Origin of the sequence: Agrobacterium sp. rho-13.3 (genome assembly GCF_033957765.2) — a bacterium.
GTDB lineage: Bacteria > Pseudomonadota > Alphaproteobacteria > Rhizobiales > Rhizobiaceae > Agrobacterium.
This window is the reverse complement of record NZ_CP192774.1, coordinates 2,364,440-2,378,844: the sequence shown is the minus strand read 5'-3', so window position 1 is coordinate 2,378,844 and position 14,405 is coordinate 2,364,440. Positions and strand designations below refer to the sequence as shown.

The following is a 14,405-nucleotide window of genomic DNA, read 5'->3' as shown; positions in this document are numbered from 1 at the left end:
TTTTCAGGGGCAAAACCTGCTTCGCCAAGCCTCAAGGCGGGGGACGGGGATCGGCTTGGCTTGCTGAAAAAACGCACCGACTACGAGTTGGTTCCCGCGTTCGAATAGGTTTTTCAATCCTCGCTGATCGGGTTTTTTCGTTTCAGAAAATGACGCATGGGTGCGTCCATGGTCCAGCGGAACCCATGTTCATTGTAATCCATTGAAATATTAGCGGAAAATGCGCTTTCGGCGTGCCGCTTTATGATGGTCGTGCCAAAGCCTTCACGCTCTGGCGCAACCGCTGCCGGGCCGCCACTCTCCACCCAGGTGACATTCAACAGATCGTGATCTTCTTGGGTGTCTCTGCGCCACGCGATATCGATCATGCCATTCGGGTTCGATAGGGCACCATATTTGATGGAGTTGGTGGTCAGCTCGTGCAGGATAAGGCCGAAATTCTGCACGGCTTCCGGCGACAGCATAAAGTCATCGCCCTCAAGCCTCACCTGTTGATCGACGCTGCCGAAGACGTTCAAGTGCGTTTCAATCAGCTTGCGCATCGGAAGGCCTTGCCATTGTACCTCTGACAAAGCGCTGATCGACATTCCCAGCCCGCGCAGGCGGTGATCGACCTCTTTTTGAAACTCCGCGACCGTCGTGTTTTCTCGCGCCAGCTGGCGCATCATCGCCTGCACAAGTGTCAACATGTTTTTGGAGCGATGGACAAGCTCATGCAGAATGAGATGGGTGCGGTCTTCCGCCTGACTTCGATCGAAAGACGCATTGGAGAGCGCGACAGCAACGTGGTTTGCTTCTTTTATCTTGGTGTCGATGGGAGAAACGATTTCGCCCTGACCGATGCGGTGCGCCATATTCACCAGCTCGCGGATCGAGCCACGAAGCTGGCGACCCACCAGATAAGCTCCGGTGATGGCAATCATCACCAGCACAAAACTGCCGATCATCATTTTGCGCCAGGTGCCAACCAGTGCCGATTGGCTGCTGGCGGATGATCCCCAAACAACAGCCTTCCACTGCCAGCCCGGCAGTTGTGAATAGGCATAGATATTATTGTTGTCATCCTCGAAACTGCCGCTAAAGCCGCGGATCTGGCCCGTCGCCAGGGGTTGATCGAATGTGCTTCCGGCTGCAATTGTTTCCGGTTCGCTGGAGACCACGACACGATTGTCGCCGTCCAACACGGCAATCGTCCAGTCGGCTGGCAAGCCGTCTGTGGAAATCAGCCCTATTAAATCGCTGGCATTCTGCGTCATGATCAGCGCATCGCCAGATGCGGAAAGTGCGGGGGTGAGCGGCAGGGTGACGTTGAAGACCCATTCCTTGCTGGTGTTGCCGTAGAAAATATTCGAAACCGCCAGACGTTTACCCTCTAAGACGGCCGATAGTTTGACGTCCGGGGGTACGATGCCCAACGGACGGTCATAAGGAACGCGGCTGTTCAGCCGCTGTTTTCCGTCTGCCGTGGCGATGATCACATAAAGCCCCTCACTTTCGAGGCTCTCGCTCACCCGTTTGTGAAATGCCGAGAGGTCGCCGCTTTCCAGTTCGGGAAACTGTGAAAGAAGATTGAGGGAGGTCGACATCTCCTGCAAGCGGCGATCGACGTTGCGGCTGATGGTGCGGGCATCTTCCACGGCTTCGCGTTGCAAATCTTCCCGCTCATCCGCCTCCAGTTTCAGCATGAGATAACCAACGAATATGATCAGCGGCAGCGTAATAACCGTTGTCATAATAACGAGATAGACGCCAATGGGCGCCGTTGGGAAGAAATTCGCGAAGCGTTGTCTCAGCCTGAAAATGATAGTGTTCCGCATTGTCTCGCCGATTTCGGCTGGGTGCTTGATGATGATGTATAAGGCACAGAATGGCTGAAGCCGCTCGCCTTCGCAATGCTTAGTATATGCCCCTTTTCCTGTCATTTTTTGACTGTAATCTGTTCAATATGCCTAAGAAAAAGGCGGAACCAATTGCAGCCCTCCGCCGTTTGCAATTCGACAGGTTCAGACGGAAACGAATTTTTCCTGCCTTGAACCAGTTTCGAATGACGATGAAGGAAGGTACGATCATGAAAAAGACTCTTGCAACAATCGCGACAGTAGCCCTCTTGGGTTCAACAGCATTCGCGCCAATCGCCATCGCTCAGGGCACAACTCAACCCGCACCAGCCGCTCCGGGTGCTGCTGCCCCTGCAACACCGGGCGCAACGACAATGGCTCCAGCAACGCCAAGCGCGTCTAGCGGAACCTATCTGACCGAGCAGGGCGCAACGCAAATCAGCGCGAATGATTATATCGGCAATGCGGTTTACACATCGACCGATGAAAGCATCGGCAGCGTAACGAACCTCATTCTGGAAGAAAATGGCGGCATTGTCGCTGCCGTGGTCGGTGTCGGTGGCTTCCTCGGAATCGGCGCAAAGGACGTGGCCGTTCCCTTGGACAAGCTGACCGTAACCCGCGACACGCAGAACGGCGCTGTTCGCCTCACCACGAGCGAAACATCCGAATCGTTGAAGGCCGCTCCTGAGTTCGTGACGACGAAGGAAAAAAAGGCCGCAGCGCCTGCGGCGACCGATGGTGCAACAACGACGGCACCAAAGCCATAATCTCTTTCCTGGGAGAGAGGAGCTACGAACGCCTGTATCGTAGCGAAAACACCGGCCATCTGGCCGGTGTTTTTTTGTGAGCTTTATGTCCCAGCAATTAATTTGTTCAGGGTTTTATCGCTCATCTGCCAGACGCGGCATACTTTGCGGTCGCACCAGAGGATAGGCCACTTTTCCATCCTCTTCGCCGCGAGGGTAAGCGCCTTCCCGATGGCGGCGTTCGGCCTCCTTGTAGCCTGCCGGGCTTATGCCGATGTAACGTTTGAACATGCGTGAGAAATAATAGGCATCGGTATATCCGGATTGCTCGGAGGCTTGTTTGACGTTGCATCCGCTTGCCAGCAGTCCCATGGCGCGTTCCATTGTCTTGAATTCCTGAAACTTCGCCGGTGTCCAGCCAATCTGGCGTTTGAATTCCCGTTTGAAATAATCGGGATTATAGGGAGCGGATTGAACAACGTGGTCCCCGATGGTCGGGTTGACGGGGTCCATGGAAATCTGGTTTGCCGCAACCATGATCGCCAGCGAAAGGGCGTCCGGGTTGTTCACATTGCCAACGGATTGTTCGCGCCATTCTATGAAGGCTTCATTGGTGAACTCCATCAAAAGTACCATGAAAAGATGATGTTGCATCAGCGATGTGGAGGAGGGTGGGGCAATGTTGTGATACCGGCGCACCATCGGCTCGAAGATATCCCAATGCGGTAGTGGCGCACTTTTTCTCAATGCCATTTGTGCAATCAGATCAAGGCGTCCGAAGAGATCGAGCGTGAAGTGTTGCGCGATGCCGGTGTAAAGCGTTTTGGACAAGCAACGGCCAACAAATCGCGTATTGGCGGGGATCAGCATCGCCATTCCCGGCTCCATGATAATGGTCTCGCCATCGATTTCGTAGATGGCTTTTCCAGTCAGGCAGACCAGAAAATCATGCACGCTGTTGGTTTTGTCGATGCTCCATGTGGGCGAATGCAACATCTTGATGGTCGAGCGCGTCAGCGTCAACGCAAGCGCATTGACCGGAATTTCGGCAAAAAAATTACCTTCAATTTTGTCCATCTCTTTTTCCGAAAACGTCAATTTCATCGTGCCAGTTCCAGAGTCATATTATCTCTTGAGCCTAAAAAAGAAACAGGCTGGTGAGGAAACCGGGAGGATTTGAGGTTTTTTGGAATGCTTTTCGCGGGAGTGCGGGTGCATTGCGATTTTCCTCAACTAACAGCGATGCATAATCAAGAACATGTAAAGTCACGCGATGGATCATTCATCGCGGCGGTTTCGTGCGGCCTCCTCATGGGGCGTGCATGCACTGGCAAGGGTGTTCGGGGCGTTCGTTCCCCTGTTTCCAACTCACCGCTCGACGGTTGTGCTGGCCTTCCCGAAGGCAGCAGAGCCAACACGATGTTCCGGCGTGCTGGTGGTTCCAAAACCCTGCGGTGGCCGACGAATTTGATTGCCGGAGTTGCCGCATGAGTGGAGACAACCGTTTTCTCGGCCTGTTTTATCTTTCACCCTATATTCTCGGGCTGCTGGTGTTCACCACGCTTCCCTTCCTCGCATCGCTCTATCTCAGCTTCACGAATTATAACCTGTTGGATCAACCGGTTTTCACCGGATTGGCGAACTACATCAAGCTGTTCACCAACGACCGCACGTTCCGCAAATCCCTGTGGGTCACGCTGATTTACGTGTTCACCACGGTGCCGTTGAAGCTGGCCTTCGCGCTCTTCATTGCGGTCATCCTGAACTACAAGCTGAAGTTCATCAGTTTTTTCCGCACAGCCTATTACGTGCCGTCCATCCTCGGCGGCTCCATCGCCGTTGCGGTTCTATGGCGTTATATTTTTGCCGATACCGGCCTCGTCAACATGGGCCTTGCGCTGCTTGGTTTTGAAGCGGTCAACTGGTTTGGTGATCCGACCAATGCCCTGTTCACCATTACGCTGCTGCGCATCTGGCAGTTTGGTTCGGCCATGGTCATCTTCCTCGCCGCCTTGCAGAGCGTCGATAACTCTCTTTATGAGGCCGCGTCCATTGACGGTGCGGGCAAGTGGAAGACCTTCGTACACATCACACTGCCGCTGATTACACCGGTCATTTTCTTCAATCTGATCATGCAGATGGTTCAGGCGTTTCAGGAATTCAACGGCCCCTACATCATCACGCAGGGCGGTCCGCTGAAGTCCACCTATCTGCTGCCGCTCTATATTTATGACGAAGCGTTCAAGCGGTTCGACATGGGATATGCCTCGGCCATCGCATGGGTTCTGTTCGTCATCATCATGGTTCTTACCGTCGTTGCCTTCTGGTCCTCGCGCCACTGGGTTTACTACGCTGGCGATAAAAGGAGCTGATCATGGTCGATCACGCAATTTCCAACATCGACGCTGCCGCACTCGACGCCGAAAAGGCACGTGACAAGGAACGTTTCCGCGCCCGTATCAGTGCCGCATTCCGGTATGTCCTGCTGGCTGGGGTCGGTTTGTTGATGCTCTATCCGCTGATCTGGTTGATTGGCGCATCCTTCAAGACCAATGCGGAAATCTTCAACAATCCGGGCTTCTGGCCAGAAAACCCGACGCTGGACGGTTATATCAACGGTTGGAAGACCTCGACGCCTTACACCTTCACGACCTTCTTCCTGAACACGCTCTGGATCGTTCTGCCGAAAATGATCGGCACGGCGATTTCCTGCACGGCAGTGGCCTATGGGTTTGCCCGTTTTGAATTTCCGGGCAAGAAAATCCTGTTCGCGTCTTTGATTGCAACACTGCTGCTGCCGAATGTCGTCACGCGCATTCCGCAATATCTGTTGTTCCGTGATCTGGGCTGGCTCGACACCTACCTGCCGCTCTGGGTTCCCTCGGCGTTTGCGGGTGATGCCTTCTTCGTTTTCATGCTGGTGCAGTTCCTGCGCGCCATTCCGCGCGACATGGAGGAGGCAGCCCGCGTGGATGGCGCGTCCACCATGCAGACCCTGTTGTTCATCGTGGTTCCCCTGCTGACACCGGCGCTGATTTCGGTCTGCCTGTTCCAGTTCATGTGGACGATGAACGACTTCCTCGGACCGCTGATCTATCTGTCATCGATTGAGAAATACCCGGTCTCTCTGGCGCTGAAACTCTCCATCGACACCACCGAAGCATTCGACTGGAACCGTATTCTGTCCATGTCTGTCCTCGCCATCACGCCTGCACTCGTCGTGTTTTTCGTGGCGCAGAAATACTTCATCGACGGCATCTCTGCTGGCGGCATCAAAGGATAATCGAAATGGCACGTCTTCAACTCAGGAATCTCGAAAAAGACTACTCTTCCTTCCGGGCTGTGCACGGCATCAATCTCGATATTGAAGATGGTGAGTTCATGGTGCTGGTGGGCCCTTCCGGCTGCGCCAAATCCACGACCCTGCGCATGATCGCCGGTCTGGAGCGGATCACCGGCGGTGAAATCCGCATTGGTGGCGAATTGGTCAACGACAAGCCACCCGGTGAACGCGGCATCTCCATGGTGTTCCAGAACTATGCGCTTTATCCGCATATGAAGGTGCGCAAGAACCTGTCCTTCAGTATGCGCCTCAAACGCCGCTCGAAGCAGGATATCGAAGAGGCGACACAGGACGTCTCCGAAACGCTCGAGATTCAAGCCCTGCTGGACCGTCTGCCAAAGCAGCTGTCCGGTGGACAGGCGCAGCGCGTTGCCGTTGGCCGTGCGCTGATCAAGAAGCCGCAGGTGTTTCTGTTCGATGAGCCCTTGTCAAACCTCGACGCCAAGCTGCGTGCATCGATGCGCGTTCGCATTACCGATCTGCACAAGCGTCTGAAGGCCGATGGCCAGCAGGCAACCGTCGTTTATGTAACGCACGACCAGACGGAAGCCATGACCATGGGCGACCGCATCTGCGTGATGAAGGAAGGCCGCATCATGCAGGTGGCCGATCCGGTGACGCTTTATAACCAGCCTGCCAATTCCTTCGTGGCCGGGTTTATCGGCAGCCCGGAAATGAACCTCATCAATGCGACACTGGAAAGCGACGGCGCAATCAACATCGCAGGGCAAAAGGTCCAGCTTGGACCTGAGCTCACGGGTCGTCTGGATGCCAATGCACCGAAGGAGATTATTCTGGGTGTGCGTCCACAGCACTTCAGCCTCGCAGCGCCTGAAACCGCCAATGCGCTGACCGGCAGGATCAGCCATGTCGAATTCATGGGTCACGAAGTCTATCTGCACATTCAGGCAGGCGCTAACCGCGTCATCGCCGTGGTTCCGGCACAGGCATACGACCGCAAGGCATTGCAGGATGACAAGGTCTGGCTGACGGCCGACGCGAAATCCGCACATGTCTTCAGCCGCCAGTCTGGTGAAAACATCAGCCTGGCATGACCATCAATCTTCGACGTTGATTTATTGGGAGGAAATATAATGAAACGTGCACTGATTATGGCAGCCTTGTTGGCTGCAACGAGCCTTGGGAACGCACATGCATCCAATCTGCGGATGTCGTGGTGGGGTAGCGACGACCGCCATCTGGCCACGCAGGAAGCATTGAAGGTTTGCGGCGCAAAGCTTGGTCACACCATTTCGCCGGAATTCACCGGCTGGCAAGGCCATCAGGAAAAAATCGCCACGCAGCTGGCCGGTCGCACGGACCCTGATATCATGCAGGTCAACTGGCCGTGGCTGCCGCTCTTTTCCAAGAACGGCGACGGTTTTGCCGATCTCAACCAGTACAAGGACATTATCGACCTCAGCCAATGGTCCGATGCCGATCTGAAAAGCGCGACAGTCAAGGGCAAATTGAACGGTGTTCCTGTCTCCACGACAGGCCGCATCTTCATCTACAACAAGACCGTCTATGAGAAGGCTGGCATTGCGATCCCGAAGACATGGAACGACGTGTTTGCGGCAGCTCCAGTTCTGAAAGCCAAGCTGGGCAATGATTATTACCCGTTTGAAGCTGCTCCCTCTGAAGGCAATGGCCTGAATGCCCGTATCGTCGTGGTTTTGCGCGCCACGCAGATGACCGGCAAAACCTTCATCGACCCGGAAACCAACAAAGTGGCATGGTCTGAGGCCGATCTGGTCGAAGCGCTGAATTTCTATCAGTCGCTGGTGGACAAGGGCGTCATCGAATCCTGGAAAAACTCGTCTGCCGGTGGCAACCGCCCGCTGTTTGAAAATCCAAAATGGGCCAATGGCCGTTACGCCAGCTCCTACCAGTGGGACACGACCTACGGCAAAATCGCTGCTCCTCTGGAAAAGGGGCTGGAACTGGTTTCCGCGCGTTCGCCAACCTCTGAAGGCGGCAAGTCCGAGGGTATTTATCGCAAGCCGTCCATGCTGTTTTCTATCTCGAAGAACAGCAAGGATCCGAAAGCGGCTGCGCAGGTCATCAATTGCCTGCTCAACGATCCTGAGGCCGTAACCATTCTGGGTGCGACACGCGGCATTCCCTCCAGCAAGATCGCCATCAAGACGCTGACGGATGCGGGCAAGATCAAGCCTGTGCAGGCAGATGCCTACAAGGTTGTGGTCGAATCGGAGGGTCCAACCGTGTCGCCGCTCATCGAGCACCCCCGCATCACCGAAGCCTTCGATAGCAACCTCGAAGCTTTCGCGTACGGCCAGCAATCTGCGGAGGATACCGCAGCGGAAATCATCGCGGGCGTCGATGAAGCGCTGACAGGTATTTGACAGGAACTCCCATGACCAACACCGCCGTTCAACTCGTCACCGCATCATCTCGAACCGCAACATTCAGCGTGGATGCCCACAAGCATTTTTACGCGCTGGACCAGCGGTTGAGCTGGAGCGTGACAAAGCCGGACGGCGGTGCTGTCGTGGTGCGCGGCCATGCCTCATCCGTGGCCTTCACTGTGTCGGGCCTGGAGCCCGACCAGATCTATGATGTGTCGATTGGCGATACCGTTTTCACCTTTTCCACCAAGGTGGAAAGCGCCTTGATCGATATCCGCGATTTCGGTGCCTCACCTGTTCTCGAAGACAACGCCCAAGCCATCGCCCAAGCCATTGCCGCCGTTCCCGTTGGTGGCACGCTTAGAATTCCCGCCGGGCTTTGGAACACAGGGCCACTTTATCTGAAAAGCCACATGACGCTTCTGGTAGAGCAGGGGGCGGAACTGTCATCTCAGTCCGATTGGACTGGCCTTCACATCTTTCCGGCATGGCATGAAGACGGACGTGTGCTGGGAACATGGGAAGGTGTGGCCGAGCCAACGTTCGCCAGCATTATCAACGCCATCGATTGTGAAGGGCTGACCATTACCGGTGCTGGGATTATCGACGGTGGTGGTGATCGCGGTGACTGGTGGACGTGGCCGAAGGAAAGCCGCCGTGGCGCTCGCCGTCCTCGCACGCTGTTCCTTTCCGGTTGCCGTGATCTGACGTTGAGCGGATTTACCGTCCGCAATTCGCCGTCATGGACGGTGCATCCCGTTCTCTGTGACCACGTTCTGGCTGTGGATCTTCGCATTGAAAATGAACCGAACTCTCCCAACACGGATGGTTTCAACCCGGAATGCTGTCAGGATGTACGCCTGATTGGGCTGTTTATTTCGGTGGGTGATGATTGCATCGCCATCAAGGCGGGCAAGAGGCATTCACTCGGCGGACCGAACCGCCCGACGGAACGCATCGATATCGTCAACTGCCTGATGGAGCGCGGTCATGGCGCTGTCGTCATGGGCAGTGAAATGAGCGCTGGCGTGTACGACATCAACATCAGCCATTGCCATTTCGTCGGGACGGATCGCGGCCTGCGCATCAAGACAAGGCGCGGACGTGGCGGTGAGGTTGCCAATATCCATGTCGTGGAGTGCCGGATGGACAATGTCGCAACGCCGATTGCGGTCAACGCCTTCTATTTCTGTGATGCCGATGGCAGGTCGGATTATGTGCAATCGCGCACACCTCTGCCGGTGACGGCGGAAACGCCAAGCCTTTCTGGCTTCACTCTGCGCAACGTCGAAGTGGTCGGTGCCGGAACCGCTGCTGCGGTATTTTACGGCCTGCCGGAAGCGCCGATCCGCGATGTGGTGATCGAAAATTATCACGTCACGTTCAATCCGGATGCGGAACCCGAAATCGCTGAAATGGCAAGCGATCTACCAGCACTCAGACATGCGGGCATCGTTGCCGAAAATACGCATTTCAAGACACTTTCAGGGCTTTTTCCCGCGTCCATCGATCCAACCAAGAATGACAGAGCCAATGCTGAACAGCTACTTTGACAATTACGCCCGCGATTATGATTATTACAAAGGCGGACCGTGGTGCTACGAGGATGGATGTCTCTATCGCGGCCTCATCACGCTGTACGAAGCCACCGGTGAGCAGCGCTGGCTGGATCATCTGCTGCGATTGGTAGGTGGGCAGATTGATGCGAAAAACACGTTGGCGGGATATCGTATCGATGAATTCAACATCGACAATGTGCTTGCCGGGCGTGCTCTGACCTATCTTTACGGTCTGACGGGTGAGCGCAAATGGCTGGATGCCGCAAAGCCGCTTGCCGAGCAGTTGCATTTTCACCCGCGCATACAGGCCGGTCCTTACTGGCACAAGCTGCGTTATCCCCATCAGGTCTGGCTTGATGGGCTGTATATGGCGCTGCCGTTCAAGCTGGAATATGCCAATGCTGCGGGTCTGCCAGAATTGGTGGAAGAAGCCGCACAGCAGTTTCTGACTGCTCTCGACCTGACCTATGACGAGGCATCCTCGCTTTATCGTCACGGTTATGACGAGTCTCGTCTACAAGACTGGGCGGATAAGGACACCGGCCACTCGCCAGCCCATTGGGCACGCGCCATCGGTTGGCTTGCCATGGCCTTCGTGGACATTATCGAACACTTGCCGCAGGGCGAACAGCGCGGCGACATCGAACGGCGCGCAGGGGCATTGGCGCAGAAGGTCGCTGCCTTGCAGACGGATGACGGGCGTTGGTTACAGGTCATCGACCGCCCTGAAGTAGAAGGCAATTATGCGGAAAGCTCTGCCACGGCCATGTTCGCCTACTTCTATCTGAAGGGCGCCCGCCTCGGCGTTGCCGAAATTTCGGCTGATGTTGGTCAGCGCGCATTGGATGCCTTGGTGGAGCAGGAACTAAAACCCGATGCGGACGGTCGGTTAAAATTGCAGAATATTTGCTGTGTGGCAGGCCTTGGTGGCTTCCAAGGCGTTTATCGCGACGGCACCGTTGAATATTACCTGTCCGAAGTCCTACGCGCCGACGATATCAAAGGTGTATCGCCGTTGATGATGGCCTATGCGGAAACGCGCAGGGCCGGTGCAGAACAGCCGGTTTTGGCGGCGGCAGGATGATCTGCTGTTCAGTTTTCCGTCATGCCGGACTTGATCCGGCATCCAGCGGTGCCGCGTCTGCGGTAAAAAAGAGTATTTCAACCCAAGGACTTGGGTTGACTGGACCCCGGATCAGGTCCGGGGTGACGGAGTGTTAGGCGAGGTGAGTGCCACAGAGGACCCTCCTAAATACTCTTATCCATCTTTACCTAAATGCTGGCATTTCGTGATGAGTGCCAGCGCCATGCGGAGCGGATGATATCCGTGAGTGTATATTGCGGCTCCCAGCCCAGCACTTCGCGGGCCTTGTCGTTGTTGGCAACCAGCGTGGTGGAATCGCCTTCGCGGCGGTCGGTATATTCCACCGGGAACGGGCGGCCTGACACTTCGGAAATCGTGTCGAGCAATTCCTTGACCGTTGTTCCTGTGCCGGTGCCGAGGTTGAGTTCGACGGTTTCACCGCCCGCCAGCAGATAATCCACCGCCCGAACATGGGCGTCGGCCAGATCGAGAATATGGATATAGTCGCGCACGCAGGTGCCGTCGCGGGTATCGTAATCCGTGCCGAACACCTTGAAACCTTCACGGCGTCCCAAGGCGGCTTCAATGGCGAGCGGGATGGCGTGTGTTTCAGGCTTGTGCCATTCGCCAATGCGCCCTTCGAAATCTGCTCCCGCCGCATTGAAATAGCGCAGCATCACGGACTTCAAATCCTTGTAGATGCTGTAATCCTTCAACGCCTGCTCGACCACCCATTTGGTGCGGCCATAGGGGTTGATCGGGGCTTGGCGGTGGGTTTCATCCAGCGGCACACGTTCGGGCAGGCCATAAGTCGCGCAGGTGGAGGAGAAAACGAAGGCTTTGACACCCGCATCCATCGTGGCGGAGAGAAGGGTCAGCGCGCCGATAACGTTGTTGTCGTAGAAGGCCACCGGGTTTTTGACGGATTCGCCAACTTCGATCAGCGCGGCGAAGTGCAATACGGCTTCCGGCTTGTGTTTTGCAAACACCTCGTCCAGCCTTGCACGGTCACGAATATCGCCCTGTTCGAAAGGCCCCCAGCGCACGAATTCTTCGTGGCCATTGGAGAGATTGTCAAAAACAACCGGCTCATATCCGCGTTCGGCAAGCAGCAGGCAGGTGTGGGAACCAATATATCCGGCGCCGCCGACAACAAGGACTTTTTTCCGCATCCAACATCTTCTCCGTTTCAACAGACGTGTTGGCAAACTGCCTATCATTTTGTCGGCAGGAGGGCAGCGGGAATTTATCGCGGATGAAATTATTGCAGCGCGCACAACAAAAAAGCCGCCTTGGGATGAGGCGGCTTTTTCAGTGGCGGTTTACTTTTTCTTTTTCACCGTCGTGCGGGTGGCGATGAAGCCAAGCGCGAGAGCGGTGAGCAGCGTGGTAAACGGTCTTGCCTGAAGCGCACTTGCGGCCAGTGCCTGAACAGCCAAAGGCGCCGCTGCCAAGGGTGCGATCGGGTTTGCCACATAGGCTCTCGGCCTGCGCATAATCGCAAGAATGATCAGCATGATGACGCCGAGCAGAAACGCCGCGCCAGCAATCACCAGTGCCGCAGGCCCGGCACCGAGTTCTTTTGCAATATAGATTGATCCGGCAATCAATGCAGCGATAAAGGCGATGACAAAAAACACGCCCGCCAAGGCCCACAAGATGAATGTGGACCTTATGCGGCGCGTGACAAGCCGACCTTCGCGCTGGGTGTCGCCAAAATAAAGCAGCAGCGTTTGAAGCATGGTTCTGCCTTAGCGACGGGTGACGAGGGCGATAAGGAAACCTGCTGCCACCGCAATGCCAAGGGACTGAAGCGGATTTTTCTGAACCTGATAAACCAGATTGTCATTCAAGGTCTGAATTTCATGACGTACATTTTCAACGGTTTCTTCACCTGCTGCAAATGCGTCGTCGGCAACGCGGCTTGCCTGTGCTTTGACTTCCGAGGAAACACCCACGCCCAGCGCCTTCACGCTCTTGGCCAAATTCGCCAGATCTTCCCGCAACTGGGTCAACTGAGCAGATACGTCTGCTGCATCACCGCCTTCGAGAGCTTCACGTACCTTGTCTTCCACGTTGCGAACCGTCGCCATGATGTTTCCTTTTCGTCGCTGATGTCAAAAATGCTGCGTTTAGAGATAAACCTTGCGGCAGTGAGCCAGTTTATAGCCCGCGTCTGGTTTTCAAAACGTACTGAACGGCATTTGGTTCCGAGAAAGCCATCGGCGGGCATGGAAAACGCTATGGAATGCAGAATCTGTGCTGCGGGTTTGTTTTCCTGTCACAAGCATCATATAAGGCCGGTCAAACGACACCCTGATCTTCACCCATTTAAAGACGTGACTGGCGATGCTGCAAACACCTTATTACCTGATCGACAAAACAAAGCTTCTTCGCAACATGGAGAAGATTGCCTATGTGCGCGAAAAATCCGGCGCAAAGGCTTTGTTGGCGCTTAAGTGTTTTGCCACATGGTCGGTGTTCGATTTCATGTCGCAATATATGGATGGCACAACGTCGTCGTCGCTTTACGAAGTGCGTCTGGGTCGTGAAAAATTCGGTGGCGAGACGCATGCCTATAGTGTGGCCTATGCCGACTATGAGATCGATGATGTCATCTCCAATGCGGACAAGATCATCTTCAATTCGATTGGTCAGCTCGAGCGTTTTGCCGACAAGGCCGCCGGCATCACGCGCGGCCTTCGCCTGAACCCGCAGGTCAGCTCCTCCACCTTCGATCTTGCCGATCCGGCACGGCCTTTCAGCCGTCTGGGTGAATGGGATGTGGCCAAGGTCGAAAAGGTCATGGACCGCATTTCCGGCTTCATGATCCATAACAATTGCGAAAACAGCGATTTCGAACTGTTCGACCGCATGTTGACGCAGATCGAAGAGAAATTCGGTTCGCTGCTTCACCGGGCAGAATGGGTTAGCCTTGGCGGCGGCATTCACTTCACCGGCGACAACTACCCGGTTGACCAGTTCTGCGATCGCCTTAAGGCATTCTCGGAAACCTACGGTGTTCAGGTTTATCTGGAACCCGGCGAAGCCTCGATCACCAAAAGCACGACGCTTGAGGTGACGGTTCTCGACACGCTGTTCAACGGCAAGAACCTCGCCATCGTCGACAGCTCGATTGAAGCGCATATGCTGGATTTGCTGATCTACCGCGAAAACGCCAAGGTTTTGCCGAACGAAGGCGACCATTCCTATATGGTGTGTGGCAAGTCTTGCCTTGCTGGCGACGTGTTCGGAGAGTTTCGTTACGAAAACGAACTGAAGGTGGGCGACCGGATCTCGTTTCAGGATGCTGCCGGTTACACCATGGTCAAGAAAAACTGGTTCAATGGCGTCAAAATGCCGACCATTGCCATCAAGGAACTGGACGGTTCCATTCGCGCCGTCCGTGAATTCGACTTTGCCGATTTCGAGCAGAGCCTGTCTTAGGGCATCGGACCGAAAA

13 protein-coding genes are annotated in these 14,405 nt (G+C 55.2%); 8 read left to right on the top strand and 5 right to left on the bottom strand.

The features are described 5' to 3' along the window. Nucleotides 1-113: 113 nt before the first annotated feature. Nucleotides 114-1,817, bottom strand: a complete 1,704-nt coding sequence (locus RMR16_RS11745; protein ID WP_320198050.1) for a sensor histidine kinase — start codon at nucleotides 1,815-1,817, stop codon at nucleotides 114-116. A 251-nt stretch (nucleotides 1,818-2,068) separates the two neighbouring features. Here RMR16_RS11745 and RMR16_RS11740 point away from each other — a divergent pair, with 251 nt between their 5' ends. After that, entirely contained in the window at nucleotides 2,069-2,608 is a 540-nt protein-coding gene (locus RMR16_RS11740) for a PRC-barrel domain-containing protein (protein ID WP_320198051.1), read from the top strand. Between the two features lie 114 nt (nucleotides 2,609-2,722). Here the strand turns inward: RMR16_RS11740 and RMR16_RS11735 are convergent, their stop codons facing one another. Continuing rightward, the gene (locus tag RMR16_RS11735) at nucleotides 2,723-3,664 is read right to left on the bottom strand and encodes an AraC family transcriptional regulator (protein ID WP_320198052.1); all 942 of its coding nucleotides are present in this window, start codon (nucleotides 3,662-3,664) and stop codon (nucleotides 2,723-2,725) included. A 410-nt stretch (nucleotides 3,665-4,074) separates the two neighbouring features. On the opposite strand from RMR16_RS11735, the gene RMR16_RS11730 reads away from it, so the two are divergent. From RMR16_RS11730 to RMR16_RS11705, 6 genes are read left to right on the top strand one after another with little or no spacing between them, the layout of a single operon-like run. Further along, the gene (locus RMR16_RS11730) at nucleotides 4,075-4,959 is read left to right on the top strand and encodes a carbohydrate ABC transporter permease (RefSeq protein ID WP_320198053.1); all 885 of its coding nucleotides are present in this window, start codon (nucleotides 4,075-4,077) and stop codon (nucleotides 4,957-4,959) included. Between the two features lie 2 nt (nucleotides 4,960-4,961). Further along, nucleotides 4,962-5,870 (top strand): carbohydrate ABC transporter permease, encoded by a 909-nt coding sequence (locus tag RMR16_RS11725; protein ID WP_320198054.1) that lies wholly within the window; start codon nucleotides 4,962-4,964, stop codon nucleotides 5,868-5,870. 5 nt (nucleotides 5,871-5,875) lie between these two features. Continuing rightward, nucleotides 5,876-6,985, top strand: coding sequence for an ABC transporter ATP-binding protein (locus RMR16_RS11720; protein ID WP_320198055.1), 1,110 nt, complete (start codon nucleotides 5,876-5,878; stop codon nucleotides 6,983-6,985). A gap of 39 nt (nucleotides 6,986-7,024) precedes the next feature. Next, complete coding sequence (locus RMR16_RS11715) at nucleotides 7,025-8,296, top strand: ABC transporter substrate-binding protein (protein WP_320198056.1); 1,272 nt, start codon at nucleotides 7,025-7,027, stop codon at nucleotides 8,294-8,296. Between the two features lie 11 nt (nucleotides 8,297-8,307). Then, nucleotides 8,308-9,852, top strand: a complete 1,545-nt coding sequence (locus tag RMR16_RS11710) for a glycoside hydrolase family 28 protein (protein WP_320198057.1) — start codon at nucleotides 8,308-8,310, stop codon at nucleotides 9,850-9,852. After that, nucleotides 9,833-10,942: a glycoside hydrolase family 88/105 protein gene (locus RMR16_RS11705; protein WP_320198058.1), complete on the top strand. Its 1,110-nt coding sequence runs from the start codon at nucleotides 9,833-9,835 to the stop codon at nucleotides 10,940-10,942. Before RMR16_RS11710 ends, RMR16_RS11705 begins: the two co-directional genes overlap by 20 nt. Before the next feature lie 188 nt (nucleotides 10,943-11,130). Here the strand turns inward: RMR16_RS11705 and galE are convergent, their stop codons facing one another. The 3 genes from galE to RMR16_RS11690 all read right to left on the bottom strand — a co-directional run bounded on the left by galE (nucleotide 11,131) and on the right by RMR16_RS11690 (nucleotide 13,035). Then, nucleotides 11,131-12,114 carry a UDP-glucose 4-epimerase GalE gene (gene galE, locus RMR16_RS11700; RefSeq protein ID WP_320198059.1) on the bottom strand — a complete coding sequence of 328 codons (984 nt, stop codon included), beginning with the start codon at nucleotides 12,112-12,114 and terminating at the stop codon, nucleotides 11,131-11,133. 150 nt (nucleotides 12,115-12,264) lie between these two features. Then, nucleotides 12,265-12,684 carry a hypothetical protein gene (locus RMR16_RS11695; RefSeq protein ID WP_320198060.1) on the bottom strand — a complete coding sequence of 140 codons (420 nt, stop codon included), beginning with the start codon at nucleotides 12,682-12,684 and terminating at the stop codon, nucleotides 12,265-12,267. A 9-nt stretch (nucleotides 12,685-12,693) separates the two neighbouring features. After that, a complete protein-coding gene (locus RMR16_RS11690; protein ID WP_320198061.1) occupies nucleotides 12,694-13,035 on the bottom strand; it encodes a DUF883 family protein in 342 nt (113 codons plus the stop codon). Between the two features lie 256 nt (nucleotides 13,036-13,291). Between RMR16_RS11690 and nspC the strand changes: the two genes are divergently transcribed. Continuing rightward, a complete protein-coding gene (gene nspC / locus RMR16_RS11685; RefSeq protein WP_320198062.1) occupies nucleotides 13,292-14,389 on the top strand; it encodes a carboxynorspermidine decarboxylase in 1,098 nt (365 codons plus the stop codon). Nucleotides 14,390-14,405: the final 16 nt, after the last annotated feature.

Excerpts from the sequence above, each read along its gene's own strand:
- RMR16_RS11745 (WP_320198050.1), bottom strand. The coding sequence starts at position 1,817 with ATGCGGAACACTATCATTTTCAGGCTGAGACAACGCTTCGCGAATTTC.
- RMR16_RS11740 (WP_320198051.1), top strand. The coding sequence starts at position 2,069 with ATGAAAAAGACTCTTGCAACAATCGCGACAGTAGCCCTCTTGGGTTCA.
- RMR16_RS11735 (WP_320198052.1), bottom strand. The coding sequence starts at position 3,664 with ATGGACAAAATTGAAGGTAATTTTTTTGCCGAAATTCCGGTCAATGCG.
- RMR16_RS11730 (WP_320198053.1), top strand. The coding sequence starts at position 4,075 with ATGAGTGGAGACAACCGTTTTCTCGGCCTGTTTTATCTTTCACCCTAT.
- RMR16_RS11725 (WP_320198054.1), top strand. The coding sequence starts at position 4,962 with ATGGTCGATCACGCAATTTCCAACATCGACGCTGCCGCACTCGACGCC.
- RMR16_RS11720 (WP_320198055.1), top strand. The coding sequence starts at position 5,876 with ATGGCACGTCTTCAACTCAGGAATCTCGAAAAAGACTACTCTTCCTTC.
- RMR16_RS11715 (WP_320198056.1), top strand. The coding sequence starts at position 7,025 with ATGAAACGTGCACTGATTATGGCAGCCTTGTTGGCTGCAACGAGCCTT.
- RMR16_RS11710 (WP_320198057.1), top strand. The coding sequence starts at position 8,308 with ATGACCAACACCGCCGTTCAACTCGTCACCGCATCATCTCGAACCGCA.
- RMR16_RS11705 (WP_320198058.1), top strand. The coding sequence starts at position 9,833 with ATGCTGAACAGCTACTTTGACAATTACGCCCGCGATTATGATTATTAC.
- galE (WP_320198059.1), bottom strand. The coding sequence starts at position 12,114 with ATGCGGAAAAAAGTCCTTGTTGTCGGCGGCGCCGGATATATTGGTTCC.
- RMR16_RS11695 (WP_320198060.1), bottom strand. The coding sequence starts at position 12,684 with ATGCTTCAAACGCTGCTGCTTTATTTTGGCGACACCCAGCGCGAAGGT.
- RMR16_RS11690 (WP_320198061.1), bottom strand. The coding sequence starts at position 13,035 with ATGGCGACGGTTCGCAACGTGGAAGACAAGGTACGTGAAGCTCTCGAA.
- nspC (WP_320198062.1), top strand. The coding sequence starts at position 13,292 with ATGCTGCAAACACCTTATTACCTGATCGACAAAACAAAGCTTCTTCGC.